This window comes from Zobellella denitrificans (assembly GCF_002237365.1).
Classification (GTDB): domain Bacteria; phylum Pseudomonadota; class Gammaproteobacteria; order Enterobacterales; family Aeromonadaceae; genus Oceanimonas; species Oceanimonas denitrificans.
This window is the reverse complement of the sequence record NZ_NMUO01000006.1, coordinates 11958-32631: the sequence shown is the minus strand read 5'-3', so window position 1 is coordinate 32631 and position 20674 is coordinate 11958. Positions and strand designations below refer to the sequence as shown.

Sequence of the window (20674 nt, the reverse complement as noted above, 5' to 3'; positions counted from 1 at the left end):
AGCACTATTAGGATCAGTTATTTAACACGGTGAGGCGCGAGGGGGAATGAGGAGACTCGCTCCCCCTCACCCCTCACGCCCCTTTACCCGCCCAGTTTTTTCACTTCGTTATACAGCTGACGGCATACCGGTACCGGTAAATGTCCCGCGTGCTTGAGCACGTAACCGGTGATGTAATTGATTTCGGTCGGCCGGCCATGGGCCAGATCCTGGTGCATGGAGGAATAATTGGTGGCGGTCAGCTCTATCACCTTGTGCAGGCGGCGGCGGAAATCCTCCAGCGGCTCCTGCTCGCCGAGGGCCGCCATCACCTGGTGCACTTCCTCGGACAACTGCGCCAGCACGGCATTGAAGCGAGGCTCCAGCAACTGGCCGTTGCGGATCCGGTGACAGGCGGTAAGCGGGTTGATCACCGCATTGATGGCCAGCTTGCGGTGCTGCAGGCGGGCGATGTCCGGGCTCCAGCGGACCTGCCCCAAGGCGCCGGCCAGGGCATCGGCCAGGCCGGCGTGGGCGTTGGCCGCCGGGTTGGCCGGCCCCAGCCAGGTTTCGCCCCGGCCGGTATGGCGCACCAGCCAGGGGCCTTCCTTCATGGCGCCGTGGCTGCTGACGCCGACGATGAGCGGGTTTTGGGGATACAGCGCCAGGACCTGTTCGGCCACGCCCAGACCATTGTGCAACAGTATGATGGGGGTCTCGTTCGGCAGCCCCCGCAGCGCCTGCAGCGCCGGCACCACCTGGTAGGCCTTGGTCAGCACCAGCAGGCGGCGGATCAGCCCCGCCTGCTCGGCGAAGAGGGGATGGGTGTGGACCAGCTGGTGGCGCCCGGCCAGGGTGATGAGATCCAGGCTGGGATGCAGGTGGCCCCGATGGCGTTCGGACAGCAGCAGCGACACCGGCTCGCCCCGGCCGCGCAACAGCCCGGCCATGACGCAACCCAAGGCGCCGGCCCCCAGAATGGTCCACTCCGTCATCGCAGTTCCCCTGTTATTTGGTATCATTATTTTTTCGAGTGAATCTATACGTTAACGGTGAAGCCGCATCGGTGCCAGTGTATTTTTTGTGGCGACCATGGGCCACCATCCAGATACAGGAGTCAAGATGCCGTCTTTTGATATTGTCTCTGAAGTGGAGATGAACGAGGTCCGTAACGCGGTGGACAACGCCAACCGGGAGCTGGATACCCGTTTCGATTTCCGCGGGGTGGAGGCCAGCTTCGAACTCAAGGACGACAAGGTCAAGCTGGGGGCCGATGCCGAGTTCCAGCTGCAGCAGATGCTGGACATACTGCGTGGCAAGCTGATCAAGCGCAACGTGGACACCAATGTGATGGACGAAGGAGAGGTGGTGCACTCGGGCAAGCGCTACTACCAGGAAGTCGGCTTCAAGCAGGGTATCGACAGCACCTTTGCCAAGAAGCTGGTCAAGCTTATCAAGGACAGCAAGATCAAGGTGCAGGCCTCGATCCAGGGCGATCAGGTGCGGGTCAGCGGCAAGAAACGCGACGACCTGCAGGAAGTGATGGCGTTGCTGCGCCAGAGCGAGCTGGAGCAGCCGGTGCAGTTCAACAACTTCCGGGATTGAATGGAAAGGGGCCGAATGGCCCCTTTGTCTTGTCAGAACTTGTAGGTGACGGAGAAGTAGTGGCCCAGGCCGGAGGTGTCCTGGGTGAAGCCGGTGCCGTCGCTGCCGTCCTTGAAGAAGGCCATATTGTTGTAGGCCTTGAGGCCGTAGCCCACGGCGTAGCGGTCGGAGTGCCAGTAGAGGCCGTTGAACCACTCCAGGGCGTTGGACGTGCGGCCCGGTTCGGCACCGATGGTGTCGGCGCCGAACTTGTAGTCCAGGTAGCCCTGGTAGGCCACGAAGCTGCCGTTGTCGAAGTGGTAGAAGGGCTTGAACCAGTTGGTGGACAGCATGTAGCCGTCCCACTTGCCCTCGTCCGGGGCGCCGTAGTTTTCGCGCACGTAGCGGCCGTAGAGGTTCAGCCCCATCTTGCCGAACCAGGGCACCTGGATATCGGAGCCCAGGCCCACGTAATGCTCGAACAGGCCGCTGCGCACTTCGGTGCCATCGGGCAAGGTGAATTGGGCATTATCGGCCACGTTGGTGACGGTGGCGATATAGAGTTCCTGCACCGGGCCGAAGGAGAGATCGGTTTTGGTCAGGGCGTCCAGGGACAGGCGGGGCGCGAACTTGAAGAAGAAGTTGTCGCCGCCGTAGCGGTCGTCGCCCTTGCTGTCGAAGATGTCGAACACGTCCAGGTAGCCGTAGAGATCGAACAGGCCGGAGCGGCCGCCGAATTCCATTTCCAGGTAGGTGGTGTCCTGGGCGCCGAAGGGGATCTTGTTGCCTTCGCTGCGCATCAGGTTGAACTGCAGCCACTTGTAGTCGTTCTTGTGGATGTCGTCGCCGTAGTCGGCGGCAAGGGCCGCGGGGGTGGCGAGGGTGGCCAGCACGCCGGCGGCGACCAGGTTGGTAAGCATCTTAGCCATCTGTCTGTCTCTTCTTTTCATTTGAAATGACAAGGTTTTCCTTAACCGTCGAGGCAGGAATCCCTGGGGTGGAGGGGAGTCTAGGCGGGTGAAAAAACGGCGCAAGACCGCAAACGATTGCGCCGTTTCAGTTTTGTGACCGCGGTGGCATTCGCCTATCTGGCGGGGGGATGCAGCCGGGTCACCAGGTGGATCAGCAGCAGCACCGGAGCGCCGATGGCGGCGGTGCCGATAAAGAAAGTGGCATAGCCATAAGAGTCCACCACTATGCCGGAGAAGCCGGCGATAAACTTGGGCAGCAGCATCATCACCGAGCTGAACAGGGCGTACTGGGTGGCGGAGAAGGCCACGTTGGTCAGGCTGGACAGGTAGGTGATAAAGGCGGCGGTGGCGATGCCGGCGCTCAGGTTGTCGAGGGAGATGATCAGGGTCAGCAGCAGCAGGTCGGCGCCCAGCTGGCTCATCAGCGCGAACAACAGGTTGGTGCTGGCGGCCAGCATGGCGCCCAGCATCAGGATGCGCAGGGTGCCGAAGCGCATCACCAGCAGGCCGCCCAGGGCCGCCCCCACCAGGGTCATGATGACGCCGTACACCTTGGTGACGGTGGCGATTTCCGACTTGCTGAAGCCCATGTCCACGTAGAAGGGATTGGCCATGACGCCCATCACCACGTCCGAGATGCGGTAGCAGGCGATCAGCGCCAGGATCAGCAGCGCCTGCCAGCCGAAGCGCTGGAAGAACTCGGCGAACGGCGCCACCACGGCGCTTTGCAAAAAGGCCAGCAGGGCCGCCAGGGGGCGGGGCCAGCCCCGTTCCATCAGAGCCTGCTTGTGCTCGGCCTGGGCCTGTTGCTGGGCGGCCAGATCCACCTCGGGCTCGTGCAGCAGCAGGCAGGTGATCACCCCCACCAGCATAAAGCCCATCATGCACAGATAGGCCACCTTCCAGCCGACGGGATCGTAACCCAGATCCGACCCGGCCCAGGCGGCGATGGCCAGCGCCCCGCCCCCCGCCAGTATCATCGCCAGCCGGTAGCCGGTCATGTAGGCGGCGGCCAGCGCCCCCTGCAGCCGTTCCGGTGCGGCCTCGATGCGGTAGGCGTCGATGACGATGTCCTGGGTGGCGGAGGCGAAAGCCACCGCCAGGGCGAACAGCGCCAGGCTGACCAACTGGGTGGTGGGATCGGAAAACGCCATGCCGGCCAGTGCCGCCATGATGGTGAGCTGGGAAAACAGCATCCAGCTGCGCCGCCGGCCCATCCTGCGCGACAGCCAGGGCAGCGGCAGCCGGTCGACCAGGGGCGACCACAGCCACTTGACACCATAGGCCAGCGCCACCCAACTGAAAAAGCCGATGCTGGTGCGGCTGACGCCGGCCTCCCGCAACCAGAATGACAGGGTGCCGAACACCAGCAGCAGCGGCAGGCCGGAGGAAAAGCCGAGGGCGAACAGAATAAGGACCCGTCGCTCCAGGTAGATCGACAGGCTCTGCTGCAACCGGGTCATGGTCAGGGCTCTGATGGGGGTTCTCCCGCATCGTCGGCGAGCCGGCGCACTTCCAGCAGGATAATGGGCTGCTGGGGCACGTCCCGGGCGCGCAGCTGCAGGTTCATGCCGGTGGGCACGGCCGCCATCTTGCCCAGTACTTCCTCGCCCCTGATCACCTTGCCGAACACCGTATAGCCGGGTTGGCTCCCCGCATCCAGGGCGGTGTTGTCCTTCAGGTTGATGTAAAACTGGCGGGTGGCGCTGTCGGGCGCCTGGGTACGGGCCATGGCGATGGTACCGCTCAGGTTGGACAGACCGTTGGCCGACTCGTTGGCCACCGGCTCATAGGTGGGCAGGGGGCTGAAATCGGTACCGTAGCCGCCGCCCTGCACCACGAAGCCGGGGATCAGACGGTGGAACAGGCTGTTGTTGTAGCTGCCGTCGTCGACGTAGCGCAGGAAGTTGGCGACCGTCCTGGGAGCCGCCACTTCGTCCAGCTCGACTTCCAGCCGGCCCATGTTGGTGACCAGCTCGACCCGGGGGCCGGCCAGCACCGGCAGGGCCAGCAGGGTGCCCAGTAACCAAAGGATAGCTTTCATATGTTCTCCTTGCCCCAGGCCCGGGCGGCGAAGCCCGGGCCATGATGCCGCTGCGGGGACAGCGATGACTCAGTTGCCGCTGATAAAATTCTGTACGTCGCGATCGGCCAGCATGTCCTGCACCAGCAACGACAGCTGCTTGTTCAGGGCTTCCTTCACCTTGTCCAGCTCGGGGTGCAGGCGACCGGGGAATTCCTCCTGGGCGCTGCGGCGGTACTGCTTGGTCATGGTGCGGCCGTTGCGCTCCAGGGTCAGCTGCAGGCGCAGTTGCTGGACCACGTCGTAGCTGATATGGCCGCGGATCACCCGGGCCAGTACCTCCTGCAACTGCAGGTTGACGCGGGTGCCGGCACCCTGTTCGATAAAGGCGCCCTGGGTGCTCAGGCCCTGTGCCAGGGCCTGCTCCAGCTGGATGCGCAGGTTGTTGCTGGCGCCGACCACCACCGGGGATTTGCTCTGCTGCTCTATCTGGATGATAAAGTCGTTGGCGCGCGCGTCACTGCTGCTCAGGGCGACCGACTGGCCGCGATAGACGCCGCCGCCGACCTGGGCAGAAGGGCTGACGTCGACGGCGATGGGATAATAGCTGGCACAGGCGCTCAAACCCAGGGTCAGAATGATGGCGGTTAACCATTTCATGGATTTCATCTACAGGCTTCCTTAAGGGGTTTTAATGGCTCTCAGGATAACGAATTTGCGATTGGATGCCACTACCCGCTGATTACCGAACAGCCGCTTCAGCTTCTGATGGTAATCGAGGTGGCGGTTGGCCACCAGCAGCAGCTCGCCGCCCCGGCGCAGCACCCGTTTGGCGTCCACGAACATCTGCCAGGCGATATGATCGGTGATCGCCTGCTGCTGGTGGAAGGGCGGGTTGCACAGCACCAGATCGGCGCTGTCGGCCGTCAGGCCCTCGAGACAGTTGTTGACCATAAAGCGGGCGCGCTCCATCGCCCCGGGCAGGTTGTGCTCCAGGTTCAGCCGGGCGCTGGCGATGGCCATATGGGACTCATCCACGAAGCAGACCCGTGCCTGGGGATTGCGGGCCAGGGTCATCAGCCCCAGTACGCCGTTGCCGCAGCCCAGATCGATGATCCGGCCCTGATGATCGCTCGGCAGGTGCTCGAGCATAAAGCGGGCGCCGATATCCAGGCCGGCGCGGGAAAACACGTTGGCGTGGTTATAAATGGTAAAGCCGGTGCCGTCCAGCGGCCAGGCCAGGGGGGGCGGCAGGGGGGAGGGGGCCCTGGCCGGGTCCGGGGTGCAGAAGATAAGGCGGGCCTTCTTCCAGGCCAAGCTGGTGCGGGTGGGCCCCAGGTACTGTTCGAACAGCGCCAGGGTGGAGCTGTGGATATCCCTGGCCTTGGCGCCGGCAATGACACGGGTTTGCGGGCCCGCCACCCGGCTCAGGGCGGCCAGCTGGTACTCCAGCAGGGCCTTGGTCTTGGGCAGTTTGAGCAGCACCAGCCCGGGTTGCTCGGGCCAGGGCGCCAGGCTGTCGAGCGACTGCCAGTCGGGCGCCAGGCCGTTGTCCATGGCGTTGGCGTTGAGGGCCAGCTCGGCTACCCGGGAGTCGGTCATGGCCCAGGGCTTGAGGTGGTGCAGGGCAAGGGTGAGGGCGCCGCAGCCGTCGTTGACGATCAGCAGCGGGGCTTGCCGGTCCCATTCCTGTGAGGCCAGCTCGTTCATGATATATTCATCGGCTGCGTCCCAGGCCTGCAGGCCGTGCTGGGCGTGGCGGGGGTAGCGGTGCAGTATCAGCTCGCCGCCCTGGGGCAGGGGAAAGTGATGATTCATAACGATGGATGGCCCGAATAGCAAAAAAGGGGCATTTTAACAGCTCGGGAGGGAAAAGCAGCATGGGCTTGTGGGGTGGGGCACCCGAGTGGATAGAACTGAGCGGCGGACGCCTGTTGTGGTGGCCCGGGGCCTTCGCCGCCGAGGCGGACGCCTGGCTGGCGCAACTCGGGCGGGAGATCCCCTGGCGGCAGCACCGGCTCCGGCTGTTCGGGCGCGAGCTGGACGAACCCCGCCTGTCCTGCTGGATGGGGGAGGCGGCCTATCGTTACTCGGGCCGTACCCGTGCGCCCGAACCCTGGCATCCGCTGGTGGCCGAGATGAGGCGGCGGCTGGAAGCCCTGTGCGAGCGGCCCTTCAACGGGGTGCTGCTCAACCTGTATCGGGACGGCCGGGACAGCATGGGCTGGCACGCGGACGACGAACCCGAACTCGGCCCCGATCCGCTGATCGCCTCGGTCAGCCTGGGCGCCGGCCGCCGCTTCCTGCTGCGCCATGGCGGCGGCGAGCGGCGCGAGCTGATGCTCGACCATGGCAGCCTGCTGGTGATGGCGGGCGAAATGCAGCATCATTGGCAGCATGCCCTGCCCAGGATGGCCGGCGTGACCGAGGTACGGATCAACCTGACCTTCCGTTATCTGCCGCCCCAGGGCCGTGAAGAGTGAGGGGGTAGGCGTGAGGGTCACTCCACACCCCGCCTTCCTCACGCATACCCCTTACCCCTCACAATACCAGGAGTCGATTATGTCCATACAAGCCGCCATAGAACGCAAGGTGCAAAAGGCCCTCGCCCCCCAGCATCTGGAAGTGATCAATGAAAGCTATATGCACCGGGTGGCCCCCGGCTCGGAAACCCATTTCAAGCTGGTGGTGGTGAGCGACCGCTTCGAGGGCCAGCGCCTGCTGGCCCGGCACCGGCTGTTGAACAGCCTGCTGGCCGAGGAGCTGGCGGGCGGCGTCCATGCCCTGGCGCTGCACACCCTGACCCCGGCCGAGTGGCAGGCCCGGGGCGGAGTACCGGACAGCCCCGCCTGCCGTGGCCAGGGCGGCGTGTCGGCCTGAAGACCATGTTGCCCGGGCTTGACGGTGTTGTTGCCCGCCGGCTCCGACATCATGATGGGGTGGGCTCCAAGTGGAGCTGAGTCATCTTCGACCAAGGCATAATAACTGGCCGAATATCATGGCGTTATTCTTGCTTGCCCGGTGCGTGGCCCCGTCGTTTTTGGCGAAACAGGCGGTAATTTTTGGTAATTGCCATGGCAGCCGTCGCGTTAAAAGTGCTAGAATTATGCGCCTTTTATATCGGGCTGGATGTTACCGGACTGTAGTCACGCTGTTGCCAAGACGATAGAGGCAGGCCGGTAGCGACTCATCAGCATGTTGTCATGTCTGACATGGCAAGTACCTGTCTTCCCCTAACAAGTAGTGCAAGTGAGTATGATTACAATTAAAAAAGGACTGGACCTCCCGATCTCCGGGGCCCCAGAGCAAGTAATCTACGATGGTCCTGCCATCAAGCGCGTTGCTACGCTGGGCGAAGAGTATGTGGGCATGCGCCCTACCATGTATGTCAAGGTAGAGGACCGCGTCAAAAAAGGTCAGGTGATCTTCGAGGACAAGAAGAATCCTGGCGTTAAGTTCACAGCTCCCGCCGCCGGAACAGTGGTTGAAATCAACCGTGGCGCCAAACGTGTACTGCAATCGGTCGTGATTGCCGTCGATGACAGCGAAGAGCAGATTACTTTTTCAAAATATTCTTCCGCCGAACTGTCCAAACTGGAACGTGACACCGTCAAAGAGCAGCTGGTTGAGTCCGGCATGTGGACCGCCCTGCGCACCCGTCCCTTCAGCAAGGTGCCTGCCGTCGACTCCGCTCCGCGTTCCATCTTTGTGACCGCCATGGACTCCAACCCCCTCTGTGCCAACGCCGAACTGATCATCAAGGAAAACGCCCAGGCGTTTACCGATGGTCTGCAGGTGCTGAGCCGCCTGACCGATGGCCAGGTGCACGTGTGCAAGGGAGAAGGCAGCCTGCCCCAGGCCCAGGCCGACAACATCAAGGAACACGTCTTCGTGGGCGTGCATCCCGCCGGTCTGCCGGGCACCCACATTCACTTTATCGATCCTGTCGTTCCGGGCAAGGTGGTCTGGTACATCAACTACCAGGACGTCATCGCCTTCGGCAAGCTGTTCACCAGCGGTGAGCTGTTCACCGACCGGGTGGTGGCCCTGGGTGGTCCCGTGGTGCAGAAGCCGCGCCTGCTGCGCACCCGTATCGGCGCCTCCCTCGACGAGCTGACCGCCGGCGAACTGCAGAACGGGGAAAATCGTGTCATTTCCGGCTCGGTGCTGTCCGGCACCACCGCCAACGGTCCCCATGCCTACCTGGGCCGCTATCACCTGCAGGTGTCGGTGCTGAAGGAAGGCCGCGACAAGGAGTTCATGGGCTGGCTGGCGCCGGGCGCCAACAAGTTCTCCGTGACCCGCGCCTACCTGAGCCACCTGGCCAAGGGCAAGCTGTTCGATCTGACCACCACCACCAACGGCTCCAGCCGTGCCATGGTGCCGATCGGCAACTACGAGCGCGTCATGCCGCTGGATCTCCTGCCCACCCTGCTGCTGCGTGATCTGCTGTCCGGCGATACCGACAGCGCCCAGACCATGGGCTGCCTGGAGCTGGACGAAGAAGATCTGGCGCTGTGCACCTATGTGTGCCCGGGCAAGTACGATTACGGCCAGGTACTGCGTCAGTGTCTGACCAAGATTGAGCTAGAGGGCTAAGTGAAATGAGTTTGAAGCACACTCTGGAAAAGATCGAACACCATTTCGAGCCGGGTGGTAAGTACGAGAAGTTTTACGCCCTGTACGAAGCGGTGGCGACCGTGCTCTACACCCCGGGCATGGTGACCCGCAACGCCTCCCATGTGCGCGACAGCATCGATCTGAAGCGCATCATGATCATGGTGTGGATGGCGACCTTCCCGGCCATGTTCTTCGGCATGTACAACGCCGGCGGCCAGGCCATCGCGGCCCTGACCAGCATGTACAGCCCGGCCGATCTGGCCGCGGTGATCGACGGCAACTGGCGCTATGGCCTGGCCCAGGGCCTGGGGGCAACCCTGGGTGAAGGCGCCGGCTGGGGCAGCAAGCTGCTGCTGGGCGCCACCTACTTCCTGCCCATCTACCTGACCGTGTTCGTGGTGGGTGGTTTCTGGGAAGTGCTGTTCGCCACCGTGCGCAAGCACGAAGTGAACGAAGGCTTCTTCGTCACCTCTGTGCTGTTCGCCCTGATCGTGCCCGCCACCCTGCCCCTGTGGCAGGCCGCCCTGGGTATCACCTTCGGCGTGGTCATGGCCAAGGAAATCTTCGGCGGTACCGGCAAGAACTTCCTCAACCCCGCCCTGGCGGGACGGGCCTTCCTGTTCTTCGCCTACCCGGCCGAGATCTCCGGCGACGCGGTCTGGACCGCGGTCGACGGCTTCTCCGGCGCCACCGCCCTGGGCCAGTGGGCCGCAGGCGGCCAGGCCGCGCTGCTGGACGTGAACACCGGCGCCGCCATCAGCTGGATGGACGCCTTTATCGGCAACATGCAGGGTTCCATCGGCGAGGTCTCCACCCTGGCCATTTTGATCGGTGGTTTCTTTATCATCTACCTGGGCATCGCTTCCTGGCGCATCGTCGCCGGCGTGATGATCGGCATGGTGCTGACCGCGACCCTGTTCAACGTCGTCGGCTCCGACACCAACCCCATGTTCTCCATGCCCTGGCACTGGCACCTGGTTCTGGGTGGCTTCGCCTTCGGCATGATGTTCATGGCCACCGATCCGGTGTCCGCCTCCTTTACCAACAAGGGTAAATGGTGGTACGGCGCCCTTATCGGTGTCATGGTGGTGCTGATCCGCGTGGCCAACCCGGCCTTCCCCGAAGGCATGATGCTGGCCATCCTGTTCGCCAACCTGTTCGCTCCCTTGTTCGACCACTTCGTGGTGCAGGCCAATATCAAACGGAGGCTGGCTCGTGGCTAAGAAAGAAACAATGGGCAGAACCTTTGCCGTGATCGGCGGACTCTGCCTGGTCTGCTCCATAGTGGTGTCCGTCGCCGCCGTGGGACTGAAGCCGATCCAACAGCGCAACCAGGTACTGGATGTGCAAAGCAACATCGTCAGCGTGGCCGGTTTCGATGCCAGCTCCGCCCGGGCGGTGGAAGAGAGCTATGCCCGCTTTATCGAGGCCCGCCTGGTGGACCTGGATACCGGCGAGTTCTCCGACCTGCCGGTAGAGGGATACAACCAGCGCAATGCCGCCAAGGATCCGAATGCCAGCATCCGCCTGAGCAGCGATGAAGACCCGGCCGGCATCCGCCGCCGCGCCAACCTGGCGCCGGTGTACCTGGCCAAGGACGAGAACGGCGAGCTGGACAGCATTATCCTGCCGGTACACGGCCAGGGCCTGTGGTCCACCATGTACGCCTTCGTCGCGGTCGCCCCGGACGGCAACACCATCAAGGGCATCACCTACTACGAGCAGGGGGAAACTCCCGGACTCGGCGGTGAAATTGAAAACCCCAACTGGCGCGCCCAGTTCGTCGGCAAGCACCTGTTCGACGGCAACGGCCAGCCGGCGCTGCGGGTGGTCAAGGGCGGTGCGCCCGAAGGATCCGAGCACGGTGTGGACGGCCTGTCCGGCGCCACCCTGACCTCCAACGGCGTGCAACACACCTTTGAATTCTGGATGGGTCCCAAGGGCTTCGGTCCTTTCCTGGCCAAGATTCGTGAAGGAGAGCTGAACAATGGCTGATAAAGCTGAAATGAAAAAGGTTCTGTTCGGGCCCGTCATCGGCAACAACCCCATCGCCCTGCAGGTACTGGGGATTTGCTCGGCCCTGGCGGTGACCACCCAGATGCAGACGGCATTCGTGATGTCGCTGGCGGTAATCGCGGTAACGGCGTTTTCGAACCTGTTTATCTCGCTGATCCGCAACCAGATCCCGAACTCGGTACGGATCATCGCCCAGATGGCGATCATCGCCTCCCTGGTTATCGTGGTGGACCAGATCCTCAAGGCCTACGCCTACGACATCTCCAAGCAGCTGTCGGTATTCGTGGGTCTGATCATCACCAACTGTATCGTGATGGGGCGCGCCGAAGCCTACGCCATGAAGAGCCCGCCCATGATGTCCTTCCTGGACGGCATCGGCAATGGCCTGGGCTACGGCCTGATCCTGCTGGTGGTGGCGACCGTGCGTGAGCTGTTCGGTGCCGGCACCTGGTTCGGCATCGAGATCCTGCCGCTGATCAAGAACGGTGGCTGGTACCAGGCCAACGGCATGCTGCTGCTGCCGCCGAGCGCCTTCTTCATCATCGGTGGTTTTATCTGGATTCTGCGTACTTTCCGTCCGGAGCAGGTGGAGGCGAAGGAGTAACATGGAACATTTTCTGAGTCTGTTTGTCCGCGCCGTCTTTATCGAGAACCTGGCGCTGGCCTTCTTCCTGGGGATGTGTACCTTCCTGGCGGTGTCCAAGAAGGTGAAAACCTCCTTCGGCCTGGGGGTGGCGGTGACCGTGGTACTGACCATTTCGGTGCCGGTCAACAACCTCATCTACAACTTCATCCTCAAGGATGGCGCCCTGGCGCCCGGGGTGGATCTGAGCTTCCTGAACTTCATTACCTTTATCGGGGTAATCGCAGCGCTGGTGCAGATCCTGGAGATGACCCTGGACAAGTTTTTCCCCGCGCTCTACAACGCGCTGGGGATCTTCCTGCCACTGATCACCGTGAACTGCGCCATCTTCGGCGGCGTGTCCTTCATGGTACAGCGGGACTACAACTTCGCCGAGTCCATTGTCTACGGCTTCGGTTCCGGTATCGGCTGGATGCTGGCGATCGTGGCCCTGGCCGGTTTGCGTGAGAAGATGAAGTATGCGGATGTGCCCGATGGCCTGCGTGGCCTGGGGATCACCTTTATTTCCGCCGGCCTGATGGCCCTCGGCTTCATGTCTTTCTCTGGCATTTCTCTGTAAACCCAGTGACGGAAAAGGAATAATCGATGGAAATCATTCTAGGCGTGGTCATGTTCACCGTGATCGTGCTGGTCCTGGTAAGCATTATCCTGTTTGCCAAGTCCAAGCTGGTCGCGGAAGGGGATGTGACTATCAGCATCAACGACGATCCCGAAAAGGCGATCACCTCCGGTGCCGGCGTCAAGCTGCTGGGCGCCCTGGCCGCCAACGGTATCTTCGTGTCTTCTGCCTGTGGTGGCGGTGGCTCCTGCGGCCAGTGCCGGGTGCGCGTGATCGAGGGGGGCGGTGAAATCCTGCCCACCGAGCTGGATCACATCTCCAAGCGCGAAGCGCGCCACGGCGAGCGCCTGTCCTGCCAGGTGAACGTCAAGAGCGACATGAAGATCGAGCTGCCGGAAGAAGTGTTCGGCATCAAGAAGTGGGACTGCGAAGTTATCTCCAACGATAACAAGGCCACCTTCATCAAGGAACTCAAGCTCAAGATCCCCAACGGCGAAAGCGTGCCTTTCCGTGCCGGTGGTTACATCCAGATCGAGGCGCCGCCCCACCACGTCAAGTACAAGGACTTCGACGTGCCCGAGGAATACCGGGAAGACTGGGACAAGTTCAAGATCTTCGATCTGGAGTCCAAGGTAGACGAGGAAACCATCCGCGCCTACTCCATGGCCAACTACCCGGAAGAAGAAGGCATCATCATGCTGAACGTGCGGATCGCGACCCCGCCGCCCAGCAACTGGAGCGCGCCTCCCGGCAAGATGTCCTCCTATATCTGGTCACTGAAGCCCGGCGACAAGGCCACCATTTCCGGCCCCTTCGGCGAGTTCTTCGCCAAGGACACCGATGCCGAGATGGTGTTTATCGGTGGTGGTGCCGGTATGGCGCCGATGCGTTCACACATCTTCGATCAGCTCAAGCGCCTGCACTCCAAGCGCAAGATCAGCTTCTGGTACGGTGCCCGTTCCAAGCGCGAGATGTTCTACGTGGAAGACTTCGACGGCCTGCAGGAGCAGTTCGACAACTTCAAGTGGCATGTGGCACTAAGCGATCCCCAGCCCGGTGACAACTGGACCGGTTATACCGGCTTCATCCACAACGTGCTGTACGAGAACTACCTGCGGGATCACGACGCCCCCGAGGATTGCGAGTACTACATGTGTGGTCCGCCCGTGATGAACGCGGCCGTGATCAACATGCTCAAGAACCTGGGTGTGGAAGACGACAACATCCTGCTGGATGACTTTGGTGGTTAAAAGATAGTGGTCAAACACTGATGAAACTTCCTGTAAGCAACTGGCTGGCCCCCCTGGGGCTGGCCTTTTTATTGGCGGCCTGCCAACCGGCGGGCTCCGAACAACCCCAAGTCCATCTGACCGGCAGCACCATGGGTACCTATTACTCGGTCAAGGTGGTGGGAACCGATGAAACCCGGGCCCATGAGCTGCAGGCGGAGATCGATCGGCGGCTGGAGCTGGTCAACGATCAGATGTCCACCTACCGGGAAGACTCGGAGCTGAGCCGCTTCAACCGCCATGCGGACGACAGCCCCTTCCCGGTGTCGGCCGATACTGCCCGGGTGGTGACCGCGGCCCTGCAGCAGGGGCGGCTGACCGGTGGTGTTCTGGACGTGACCGTGGGGCCCCTGGTCAACCTCTGGGGCTTCGGACCCGATGCCCGGCCGACGCGGATCCCGAGCGAGCAGCAACTGGCCGAGGTGCGCACCCGAACCGGCCTGCAGCACCTGCGGGTGCTGGTCGATGACAAGGGGGAATACCTGCAGAAAAGCGTGCCCGGCCTGTATGTGGATCTGTCCGCCATCGCCAAGGGCTTTGGCGTGGACGTGGTTTCCGAATACCTGGCGGAAGAGGGGCTGACCAACCACCTGGTGGAGATCGGCGGCGAAGTGCGGGTATCCGGGCTGAACGCCCGGGGCCAGCAATGGCGCATCGCGGTGGAAAAACCGGGGCCGGGAACCGGCTCGGTGCAGCAAGTCGTCGGGCTCGACAACAACAGCATTGCCACCTCGGGCGACTACCGCAATTACTATGAGCTGGACGGCAAACAGTTGTCCCATACCATAGATCCGGCCACCGGCCACCCCATCGACAACCGGCTGGCTTCCGTGACAGTGATTCACCCCTCCTGTATGATCGCGGATGCCCTGGCCACGGCGCTGCAGGTGATGGGCACGGAGCGGGCCCTGGCCTTCGCCGAGGAGCACCGCCTGGCCATCTACCTGCTGACCAAGACCGACGAAGGCTTCAGGGTGGACATGTCCAGCGCCTTCGAGAAATATCTGAGAGGTTGATATGCTGTATTTCTTTATTACGCTCGGAGTCTTCGCCCTGGTGATCGCCGCCATGGCCATCGGCTATATCGTCCAGCGCAAGACCATTTCCGGCTCCTGTGGCGGCCTCGGCAGTATCGGCGTGGAAAAGGCCTGCGACTGCCCGGACCCGTGCGACAACCGCAAGAAGAAGATGGCCAAGGAAGAAGCCCGTCGCAAGATGCTGGAAGAAAACCGCATCATTTAGCGTTAAGCCAGAAGCTGGAAGCCTGAAGCAATCCGGGTTGCCTTGAACGACACAGGCGGCCATTCTTGCCTAGCTTCCAGCTTCCAGCTTCCAGCTTCCAGCTTCCAGCTTTTCGCGTTAGTATCTGGGTACTGTCTATTTATCCAGTCTGGTCATGCGCAAGATCATCCACGTCGATATGGACTGCTTTTTCGCCGCGGTGGAAATGCGCGCCCATCCCGAGTGGCGTGATATTCCCCTGGCCATCGGCGGCAGCGCCAGCCGGCGCGGGGTGATCGCCACCTGCAACTACCCGGCCCGGGCCTTCGGCGTACGTTCGGCCATGGCCAGCCACCAGGCGCTCAAGCTCTGCCCGGGACTGCTGCTGATCCCCGGCAACATGGCCGAGTACAAGGCGGTATCGCGCCAGATCCGCGAGATCTTCCATCGCTATACCCCCCTGGTCGAACCCCTGTCCCTGGACGAAGCCTACCTCGACGTGACCGACAGCCCCTGGTTCGGCGGCAGCGCCACCCTGATCGCCCGGGATATCCGCCGGGCCATCCGGGAGGAGCTGCAACTGACCGCCTCCGCCGGGGTGGCGCCCAACAAGTTCCTGGCCAAGATCGCCTCGGAAGAAAACAAGCCGGACGGGCTCTTCGTGCTGTCGCCGGAGCGGGTCCAAGACTTCGTGCACCGGCTGCCCCTGGCCAAGATCCCCGGGGTCGGGCGCAAGACGGCGGAGAAGCTGTCGGCCCTGGGGCTGGAAAGCTGCGGCCAGTTGGCGGCGGTGGGCGAAGCCGAACTGGTGCACCGCTTTGGCAAGTTCGGCCGGCTGCTGTGGCAACGGGCCAGGGGCATCGACGAACGGCCGGTGGAGACGGAATGGGTGCGCAAATCGGTGGGGGTGGAGACCACCCTGGCCGAGGATCTCCACCAGCCGGAGCAGGGGCGGCTGGTGTTGGCCAGGCTCTGGCCGGAGCTGATCCGCCGGCTGGACGGCAGGCCGGTGTGCGGCCTGTGCATCAAGCTCAAGTTCAGCGATTTCGAACAGACCACGCTCTCGCGGCGCACCCATGCGCCCGAGCTGGACTCGGCACTGAAGCTTTGCGAACGGGCCTGGGAGCGCGCCGAAGGCCGGGGCGTCCGGCTGGTGGGAGTCAGCGTGGAGCTGGCCGACGACAGCCAGGGCATTCAGCTGGGGTTTGAATGGTAGCCCTTGCCGGGCTCAATGGGCAGCCTGCATCAATCATTCGGCTATCACATTCACGCCTCACGCCCGACGCCTCACTGCCCCTTGAGATGGTCTTCCTCCACAAACTGCCAGCCCTGGTTGGCGGAAGGGGAGGCCGGCGGCGGCAGACTGGCGGACTCGGCAGGCGCCACCGGACCCAGCTCTATTGCCGGGCTGTGCCGGCCGTCGTCCGGGGCGGCCTGGCTGACCTGGGCCGGTTGTTCATGGCGGCGATCGTTCTGCACGCCGGGCGCCAGCTTGCGGGTTTCATCCAGCACTTCCCGACCGAAGTTCACCATCCGGTTCAGCAGGTTGTCGGCCATGGCCGGCGCCGCCAGCAGGGACAGCAACACACACAGGGGGGCGAATTTCATGGCGTCTTCCTCCATTCGGGCTATTGGCCAAGAGCATAAGCCAATTTGCCCTCCTTGCCTACCGGGGACGCCATGGCTGGGTCCGATGCTGACGCTCAGCGGCCGTCGCTCTCGGGGATTTGCCTGAGCACCCGTACCAGCAGTTGCCAGAAGCGGGACACCGCTTCGATATGCACCCGCTCGTCCGGGGAATGGGCGCCCTGAATGGTGGGTCCGAACGACACCATATCCCACTCCGGATAGACCGCCTTGAACAGGCCGCATTCGAGGCCGGCGTGGATCACCTTGACCGCCGGCTGCACCCCGAACAGGGCTTCGTGGGTGTCGAGCAGCAGCCTCATGATGGGGGAGTCGGGGTCCGGTTGCCAGCCCGGGTAGGCGCCGTCGAAGCGGCAGTCGGCCCCGGCCAGGCGGAACACCGCCGCCGTCATTTCCGCCACCCGGTCCCGGCCTGCATCGCTCAGGGAACGGATCAGGCACTGGACGTAGACCTGCTCCGCTTCCGTCTTGATCACCCCCAGGTTGGTGGAACTCTGCACCACCCCGGCCAGGGCCCGGCTCATTTCCATCACCCCGTGGGGGCAGGCGAGCAGGGCGGCCACCAGCCGGCGCTGCAGGTCCGGGCTCATCACCCGCGGCGGCAGCCCGGCGGGCTCGAGTTCCAGGCGGATAAAGTCGTCCACGCCGGCGAACTCGGCGGCGTACTGGCGACGGTATGACTCAATCAGATCTTGCGCCCGCGCCAGCCCGGCGGCGGGCAGGGTCAGCAGGGCCCAGGCTTCCCGGGCGATGGCATTGCGCAGGGTGCCGCCGTGCAGTTCCGCCAGGCGGATGTCGCCCGACTGACCGAGTTGGTGCAGCAGCTCCGCCAGCAGCTTGTTGGCACTGGCCCGGCCCTGGTGGATATTGATGCCGGAGTGGCCGCCGCGCAGGCCGGTGATGGCCAGGCGCACCGCCTGGTGCCCGGTGGGGACGGGCTCGGCCTCATAGGGCAGGGTGATGTTGGCGTCCACCCCGCCGGCGCAGCCCATGTAGACGTCGCCGTCCTGCTCCGAGTCGGTGTTGAGCAGGATCTCGCCGCGCAACAGACCGGGCTCCAGGCCGAAGGCGCCGGTCATGCCGCTTTCCTCGTCCACGGTCAGCAGTACCTCCAGCGGGCCATGCTGCACCTTGTCGTCGGCCAGCACCGCCAGGCAGGCGGCCAGGCCGATGCCGTTGTCGGCGCCCAGGGTGGTGCCGCGGGCGCGGACCCAGTCGCCGTCGATCCAGGGCTGGATCGGATCCCGGGTAAAGTCATGGGGGCTGTCGGCGTTGGCCTGGGGAACCATGTCCATATGAGCCTGCAATATGACGCCCTTACGGTGTTCCATGCCGGCGGTGGCGGCCTTGCGGATGACGAGGTTGCCGACCCTGTCCTGGCGCACGTCCAGCTCCCGCTCCCGCGCCCAGTCGGCAATCCACTGGCGCAGGGCCGCCTCATGGCCGGAAGGGTGGGGAATGCTGCAGAGGGTGTCGAAAAACTGCCACAGCAGGGCAGGGGAAAGGCTGCGGATCTCGCTCATGGGGTACCTTGCATCAGACGTCGGTAGGGGAAAGCCGATAGCTTACTCCCCCACCGCGGTCAGGATCCATCATTCAACTGCTTGCTCTGTTTATTTTGGTTTATTGCTCTGTAAGTTTATTAAATTAAAGATAAATATTCCTTGTTTATGCCTTAAACATGTTTACTTCGTCCGACAGCTGGCGCCCCAGGCCGGACAGGGCCTCGCCGGCGCTGTCGGTCTCCTGGGTTTTCAGGCGCGCCTCCGCCGCCAGTTCGCTCAGCCGCTCCAGGTTGCGGCTCATCTCTGCGGTGGTTTGTCGCTGCTGTTCGGCGGCGGTGGCGATCTGGCCGTTCATGTCGTTGATAAGCGTCATGCGCTCGCTGATGGCGGTCAGGGCGTCGCCGGCCTCATCGGCGGTACCCTGGGTGTCCTTCGCCTGCTGCATCAGGCCGTGCATATGGGCCACGGTGTCGTTGGCCTCGGACTGCAGCCCCTGGATGATGTCCTGGATCTCGTCGGTCGAGCGCTGGGTACGGGTGGCGAGGCTGCGCACCTCGTCGGCCACCACCGCGAAACCGCGCCCCTGCTCGCCGGCCCGGGCCGCCTCGATGGCGGCATTGAGGGCCAGCAGGTTGGTCTGCTCGGCGATGGCGCTGATCACCTCCAGTACCTTGCCGATGTCCTGAGCCCGCTCGGACAGGGCGGCCAGGCGGTGCTGGGACGAGGTCAGCTCGGACACCAGGCCGGTCGCCACCTGGCGGGTCTGGGCCATCTTGCCGGTGCCGTCCCGGGCGGCCTCGGCCGAAGCATGGCTGGCCCGGGCCGCCTGCTCGGCGGATCTGGCCATTTCCTGGCTGGTGGCCAGCATCTGCTGCATGGCGGCGGCCACCTTCTCGGTTTCGGCCGACTGCTGCTCGGCAAGCTGGCGGTTGTGGCGCACGATGTCGGACAGGCGGCCGGCGGCGGCGTTCACTTCCTGGCTGATGGGGGAGAGCCGGCGGATGGTGGCGGCCAGCCGCGAGCAGAACTGGTTGAAGCTTTTACTGAGCTGGGTCACCTCGTCCCGGCCGTGCTCGTCCAGCCGCCGGCGCAGATCCGCCTCGCCGTGGGAGATGTCGCGCAGGGCCCGCACCGTGTCGCCCACCGGGTGCAGTATGCTGCGGATCAGGGCCACCGCCACCAGCACCGCCAGGGCGCCGAGCCCCAGCACCACCAGCAGCACCTTGGTGGCGGTGGCTACCAGTTGCTCGTGCACGTCGTCGATATAGATGCCGGTGCCGATGATCCAGCCCCAGGGCGCGAACAGCTCGACGTAGGACACCTTTTCCACCGGCTCGGTCAGGCCCGGCTTGGGCCAGAGATAGTGCACGAAGCCGGCGCCGCCGGCCCTGACCTGTTCCACCATGTCGAGGAACAGCGCCTTGCCGTTGGGATCCTTGAAGCCGCTCAGATCCTCGCCGTTGAGCCTGGGCTGCATCGGGTGCAGTATCATGCGCGGCTGGCTGTCGTTGATCCAGAAATAGTCGTTGTTGCCGTAGCGCAGCTCGGCGATGGCGGCCAGGGCCGCCTGGCGGGCCTCGGCCTCGGACAGCAGCCCCTGTTGCTGGCGCTGATGGTAGAAGCCGGCCAGGCTGACCACCGACTGCACCTGGCGCATGGCCTGGGTGCGTTTTTCGTCCACCAGGCTGTGGTAGAACAGCCACAGCATCAGCAGGGTAATCGCCAGAATACCGATGGAGAGCAGCAACAGGTTGAGATAGAGACGTTTGGCAATGGAGAGCGAGCGCAACAGTTTCACGTCCTGGGTTCCTCTGTGAATGACCTCGGCCCTGAGGCGGATGATTGCCCATACTAAAGCAATGGGGAAGGCGTTGCGGCTGACCTGTATCAAAAATGGGATCTTCCCGGTTAATCCTTTAGTCTAATGGCGGGCCGCCGGCGGGTCCGCGGCAATAAAAAGTTGTAACGCTGGTCAAGAATGGGCGCTATCTCTATAATGCGACCATTGTTTGCTCGTCATCCGGCCAAGGCCGGCACCAGGGCCGGGGCGCGTCGAGGGGGCACCGCCTGCCGGGTACCATGGCGGACGACGGTGGCCAACTTGTCTCGAAAGCCAACATCCAAAGGTTCTGTTTATGTCCAACAAATTCGTCGTCACCTGGGATTCATTTCAGCGCGAAGCGCGCAAGTTGGCCCAGCGTCAGCTTCCCGCCAGCCAGTGGAAGGGCATCATCGCGGTGAGCCGCGGTGGCCTGGTGCCGGCCGCCATCATGGCCCGGGAGCTGGGTATCCGCCATGTCGATACCCTCTGCATTTCCAGCTACGAGCACGACCAGCAGCGCACCGATCTGCAGGTGCTCAAGCAGGTATCCGGTGACGGCGAAGGCTTCCTGATCGTCGACGACCTGGTGGATACCGGCAATACCGCCCGGGTGATCCGCGAGCTCTACCCCAAGGCCAAGTTCATCACCGTCTTCGCCAAGCCCAAGGGCGAGCCGCTGGTCGACGACTTCGAGGTGCGGGTCGGCCAGGACACCTGGATTGAGCAGCCCTGGGACATGAGCGTCACCTTTGTGCCGCCGCTGTGTGAACAGGACAACGGCTGATAAGAAACAAA

General features: G+C 63.3%; 22 protein-coding genes. 13 read left to right on the top strand and 9 right to left on the bottom strand.

Features of this window, described 5'->3' with window-relative positions; translation table 11 throughout:
* Positions 1 to 83: 83 nt before the first annotated feature.
* Entirely contained in the window at positions 84 to 974 is an 891-nt protein-coding gene (locus CGX12_RS02590) for a ketopantoate reductase family protein (RefSeq protein ID WP_094038341.1), read from the bottom strand.
* A gap of 127 nt (positions 975 to 1101) precedes the next feature.
* On the opposite strand from CGX12_RS02590, the gene CGX12_RS02585 reads away from it, so the two are divergent.
* Positions 1102 to 1584 (top strand): YajQ family cyclic di-GMP-binding protein, encoded by a 483-nt coding sequence (locus CGX12_RS02585; RefSeq protein WP_094038340.1) that lies wholly within the window; start codon positions 1102 to 1104, stop codon positions 1582 to 1584.
* A gap of 32 nt (positions 1585 to 1616) precedes the next feature.
* On the opposite strand, the gene CGX12_RS02580 is transcribed toward CGX12_RS02585, so the two are convergent.
* The 5 genes from CGX12_RS02580 to CGX12_RS02560 all read right to left on the bottom strand — a co-directional run bounded on the left by CGX12_RS02580 (position 1617) and on the right by CGX12_RS02560 (position 6375).
* Positions 1617 to 2492: a nucleoside-specific channel-forming Tsx family protein gene (locus CGX12_RS02580; protein WP_094038339.1), complete on the bottom strand. Its 876-nt coding sequence runs from the start codon at positions 2490 to 2492 to the stop codon at positions 1617 to 1619.
* 155 nt (positions 2493 to 2647) lie between these two features.
* On the bottom strand, positions 2648 to 3997 hold the full coding sequence (locus CGX12_RS02575; RefSeq protein ID WP_094038338.1) for an AmpG family muropeptide MFS transporter: 1350 nt from the start codon (positions 3995 to 3997) through the stop codon (positions 2648 to 2650).
* A 2-nt stretch (positions 3998 to 3999) separates the two neighbouring features.
* On the bottom strand, positions 4000 to 4578 hold the full coding sequence (locus CGX12_RS02570) for a peptidylprolyl isomerase (RefSeq protein WP_094038337.1): 579 nt from the start codon (positions 4576 to 4578) through the stop codon (positions 4000 to 4002).
* Positions 4579 to 4647: 69 nt separating this feature from the next.
* A complete protein-coding gene (locus tag CGX12_RS02565; protein ID WP_094038336.1) occupies positions 4648 to 5226 on the bottom strand; it encodes a YajG family lipoprotein in 579 nt (192 codons plus the stop codon).
* 12 nt (positions 5227 to 5238) lie between these two features.
* Complete coding sequence (locus tag CGX12_RS02560; protein ID WP_094038335.1) at positions 5239 to 6375, bottom strand: methyltransferase; 1137 nt, start codon at positions 6373 to 6375, stop codon at positions 5239 to 5241.
* A gap of 62 nt (positions 6376 to 6437) precedes the next feature.
* Here CGX12_RS02560 and CGX12_RS02555 point away from each other — a divergent pair, with 62 nt between their 5' ends.
* The 11 genes from CGX12_RS02555 to dinB all read left to right on the top strand — a co-directional run bounded on the left by CGX12_RS02555 (position 6438) and on the right by dinB (position 16121).
* Positions 6438 to 7040 carry an alpha-ketoglutarate-dependent dioxygenase AlkB family protein gene (locus CGX12_RS02555; RefSeq protein WP_094038334.1) on the top strand — a complete coding sequence of 201 codons (603 nt, stop codon included), beginning with the start codon at positions 6438 to 6440 and terminating at the stop codon, positions 7038 to 7040.
* Positions 7041 to 7119: 79 nt separating this feature from the next.
* A complete protein-coding gene (locus CGX12_RS02550; protein WP_094038333.1) occupies positions 7120 to 7437 on the top strand; it encodes a BolA family protein in 318 nt (105 codons plus the stop codon).
* Between the two features lie 375 nt (positions 7438 to 7812).
* A complete protein-coding gene (locus tag CGX12_RS02545; RefSeq protein ID WP_094038332.1) occupies positions 7813 to 9156 on the top strand; it encodes a Na(+)-translocating NADH-quinone reductase subunit A in 1344 nt (447 codons plus the stop codon).
* A gap of 5 nt (positions 9157 to 9161) precedes the next feature.
* Positions 9162 to 10400 carry an NADH:ubiquinone reductase (Na(+)-transporting) subunit B gene (locus CGX12_RS02540; protein WP_094038331.1) on the top strand — a complete coding sequence of 413 codons (1239 nt, stop codon included), beginning with the start codon at positions 9162 to 9164 and terminating at the stop codon, positions 10398 to 10400.
* Between the two features lie 10 nt (positions 10401 to 10410).
* On the top strand, positions 10411 to 11172 hold the full coding sequence (locus tag CGX12_RS02535; protein WP_176441983.1) for a Na(+)-translocating NADH-quinone reductase subunit C: 762 nt from the start codon (positions 10411 to 10413) through the stop codon (positions 11170 to 11172).
* Positions 11165 to 11797, top strand: a complete 633-nt coding sequence (locus CGX12_RS02530) for an NADH:ubiquinone reductase (Na(+)-transporting) subunit D (protein WP_094038329.1) — start codon at positions 11165 to 11167, stop codon at positions 11795 to 11797. The genes CGX12_RS02535 and CGX12_RS02530 overlap by 8 nt, the downstream gene beginning before the upstream one ends.
* A 1-nt stretch (position 11798) precedes the next feature.
* A complete protein-coding gene (gene nqrE / locus CGX12_RS02525) occupies positions 11799 to 12395 on the top strand; it encodes an NADH:ubiquinone reductase (Na(+)-transporting) subunit E (protein WP_094038328.1) in 597 nt (198 codons plus the stop codon).
* Positions 12396 to 12421: 26 nt separating this feature from the next.
* On the top strand, positions 12422 to 13645 hold the full coding sequence (gene nqrF, locus CGX12_RS02520; protein WP_094038327.1) for an NADH:ubiquinone reductase (Na(+)-transporting) subunit F: 1224 nt from the start codon (positions 12422 to 12424) through the stop codon (positions 13643 to 13645).
* 20 nt (positions 13646 to 13665) lie between these two features.
* Positions 13666 to 14700 carry an FAD:protein FMN transferase gene (locus CGX12_RS02515; RefSeq protein WP_094038326.1) on the top strand — a complete coding sequence of 345 codons (1035 nt, stop codon included), beginning with the start codon at positions 13666 to 13668 and terminating at the stop codon, positions 14698 to 14700.
* Position 14701: 1 nt separating this feature from the next.
* Entirely contained in the window at positions 14702 to 14926 is a 225-nt protein-coding gene (gene nqrM, locus CGX12_RS02510; RefSeq protein WP_094038325.1) for a (Na+)-NQR maturation NqrM, read from the top strand.
* A 154-nt stretch (positions 14927 to 15080) separates the two neighbouring features.
* Positions 15081 to 16121, top strand: a complete 1041-nt coding sequence (gene dinB / locus CGX12_RS02505) for a DNA polymerase IV (RefSeq protein WP_094038324.1) — start codon at positions 15081 to 15083, stop codon at positions 16119 to 16121.
* 71 nt (positions 16122 to 16192) lie between these two features.
* On the opposite strand, the gene CGX12_RS02500 is transcribed toward dinB, so the two are convergent.
* From CGX12_RS02500 to CGX12_RS02490, 3 genes are all read right to left on the bottom strand, one after another.
* Complete coding sequence (locus tag CGX12_RS02500; RefSeq protein ID WP_094038323.1) at positions 16193 to 16513, bottom strand: hypothetical protein; 321 nt, start codon at positions 16511 to 16513, stop codon at positions 16193 to 16195.
* A gap of 95 nt (positions 16514 to 16608) precedes the next feature.
* Positions 16609 to 18075 carry an aminoacyl-histidine dipeptidase gene (locus CGX12_RS02495; protein WP_094038322.1) on the bottom strand — a complete coding sequence of 489 codons (1467 nt, stop codon included), beginning with the start codon at positions 18073 to 18075 and terminating at the stop codon, positions 16609 to 16611.
* Positions 18076 to 18220: 145 nt separating this feature from the next.
* Complete coding sequence (locus CGX12_RS02490) at positions 18221 to 19855, bottom strand: methyl-accepting chemotaxis protein (protein ID WP_094038321.1); 1635 nt, start codon at positions 19853 to 19855, stop codon at positions 18221 to 18223.
* 337 nt (positions 19856 to 20192) lie between these two features.
* Here CGX12_RS02490 and gpt point away from each other — a divergent pair, with 337 nt between their 5' ends.
* Entirely contained in the window at positions 20193 to 20663 is a 471-nt protein-coding gene (gene gpt, locus CGX12_RS02485) for a xanthine phosphoribosyltransferase (RefSeq protein WP_094038320.1), read from the top strand.
* The last annotated feature ends 11 nt before the right edge of the window (positions 20664 to 20674 follow it).

Coding starts and splice junctions, on each gene's coding strand:
- CGX12_RS02590 (WP_094038341.1), bottom strand. CDS start 974: ATGACGGAGTGGACCATTCTGGGGGCCGGCGCCTTGGGTTGCGTCATG.
- CGX12_RS02585 (WP_094038340.1), top strand. CDS start 1,102: ATGCCGTCTTTTGATATTGTCTCTGAAGTGGAGATGAACGAGGTCCGT.
- CGX12_RS02580 (WP_094038339.1), bottom strand. CDS start 2,492: ATGGCTAAGATGCTTACCAACCTGGTCGCCGCCGGCGTGCTGGCCACC.
- CGX12_RS02575 (WP_094038338.1), bottom strand. CDS start 3,997: ATGACCCGGTTGCAGCAGAGCCTGTCGATCTACCTGGAGCGACGGGTC.
- CGX12_RS02570 (WP_094038337.1), bottom strand. CDS start 4,578: ATGAAAGCTATCCTTTGGTTACTGGGCACCCTGCTGGCCCTGCCGGTG.
- CGX12_RS02565 (WP_094038336.1), bottom strand. CDS start 5,226: ATGAAATCCATGAAATGGTTAACCGCCATCATTCTGACCCTGGGTTTG.
- CGX12_RS02560 (WP_094038335.1), bottom strand. CDS start 6,375: ATGAATCATCACTTTCCCCTGCCCCAGGGCGGCGAGCTGATACTGCAC.
- CGX12_RS02555 (WP_094038334.1), top strand. CDS start 6,438: ATGGGCTTGTGGGGTGGGGCACCCGAGTGGATAGAACTGAGCGGCGGA.
- CGX12_RS02550 (WP_094038333.1), top strand. CDS start 7,120: ATGTCCATACAAGCCGCCATAGAACGCAAGGTGCAAAAGGCCCTCGCC.
- CGX12_RS02545 (WP_094038332.1), top strand. CDS start 7,813: ATGATTACAATTAAAAAAGGACTGGACCTCCCGATCTCCGGGGCCCCA.
- CGX12_RS02540 (WP_094038331.1), top strand. CDS start 9,162: ATGAGTTTGAAGCACACTCTGGAAAAGATCGAACACCATTTCGAGCCG.
- CGX12_RS02535 (WP_176441983.1), top strand. CDS start 10,411: ATGGGCAGAACCTTTGCCGTGATCGGCGGACTCTGCCTGGTCTGCTCC.
- CGX12_RS02530 (WP_094038329.1), top strand. CDS start 11,165: ATGGCTGATAAAGCTGAAATGAAAAAGGTTCTGTTCGGGCCCGTCATC.
- nqrE (WP_094038328.1), top strand. CDS start 11,799: ATGGAACATTTTCTGAGTCTGTTTGTCCGCGCCGTCTTTATCGAGAAC.
- nqrF (WP_094038327.1), top strand. CDS start 12,422: ATGGAAATCATTCTAGGCGTGGTCATGTTCACCGTGATCGTGCTGGTC.
- CGX12_RS02515 (WP_094038326.1), top strand. CDS start 13,666: ATGAAACTTCCTGTAAGCAACTGGCTGGCCCCCCTGGGGCTGGCCTTT.
- nqrM (WP_094038325.1), top strand. CDS start 14,702: ATGCTGTATTTCTTTATTACGCTCGGAGTCTTCGCCCTGGTGATCGCC.
- dinB (WP_094038324.1), top strand. CDS start 15,081: ATGCGCAAGATCATCCACGTCGATATGGACTGCTTTTTCGCCGCGGTG.
- CGX12_RS02500 (WP_094038323.1), bottom strand. CDS start 16,513: ATGAAATTCGCCCCCCTGTGTGTGTTGCTGTCCCTGCTGGCGGCGCCG.
- CGX12_RS02495 (WP_094038322.1), bottom strand. CDS start 18,075: ATGAGCGAGATCCGCAGCCTTTCCCCTGCCCTGCTGTGGCAGTTTTTC.
- gpt (WP_094038320.1), top strand. CDS start 20,193: ATGTCCAACAAATTCGTCGTCACCTGGGATTCATTTCAGCGCGAAGCG.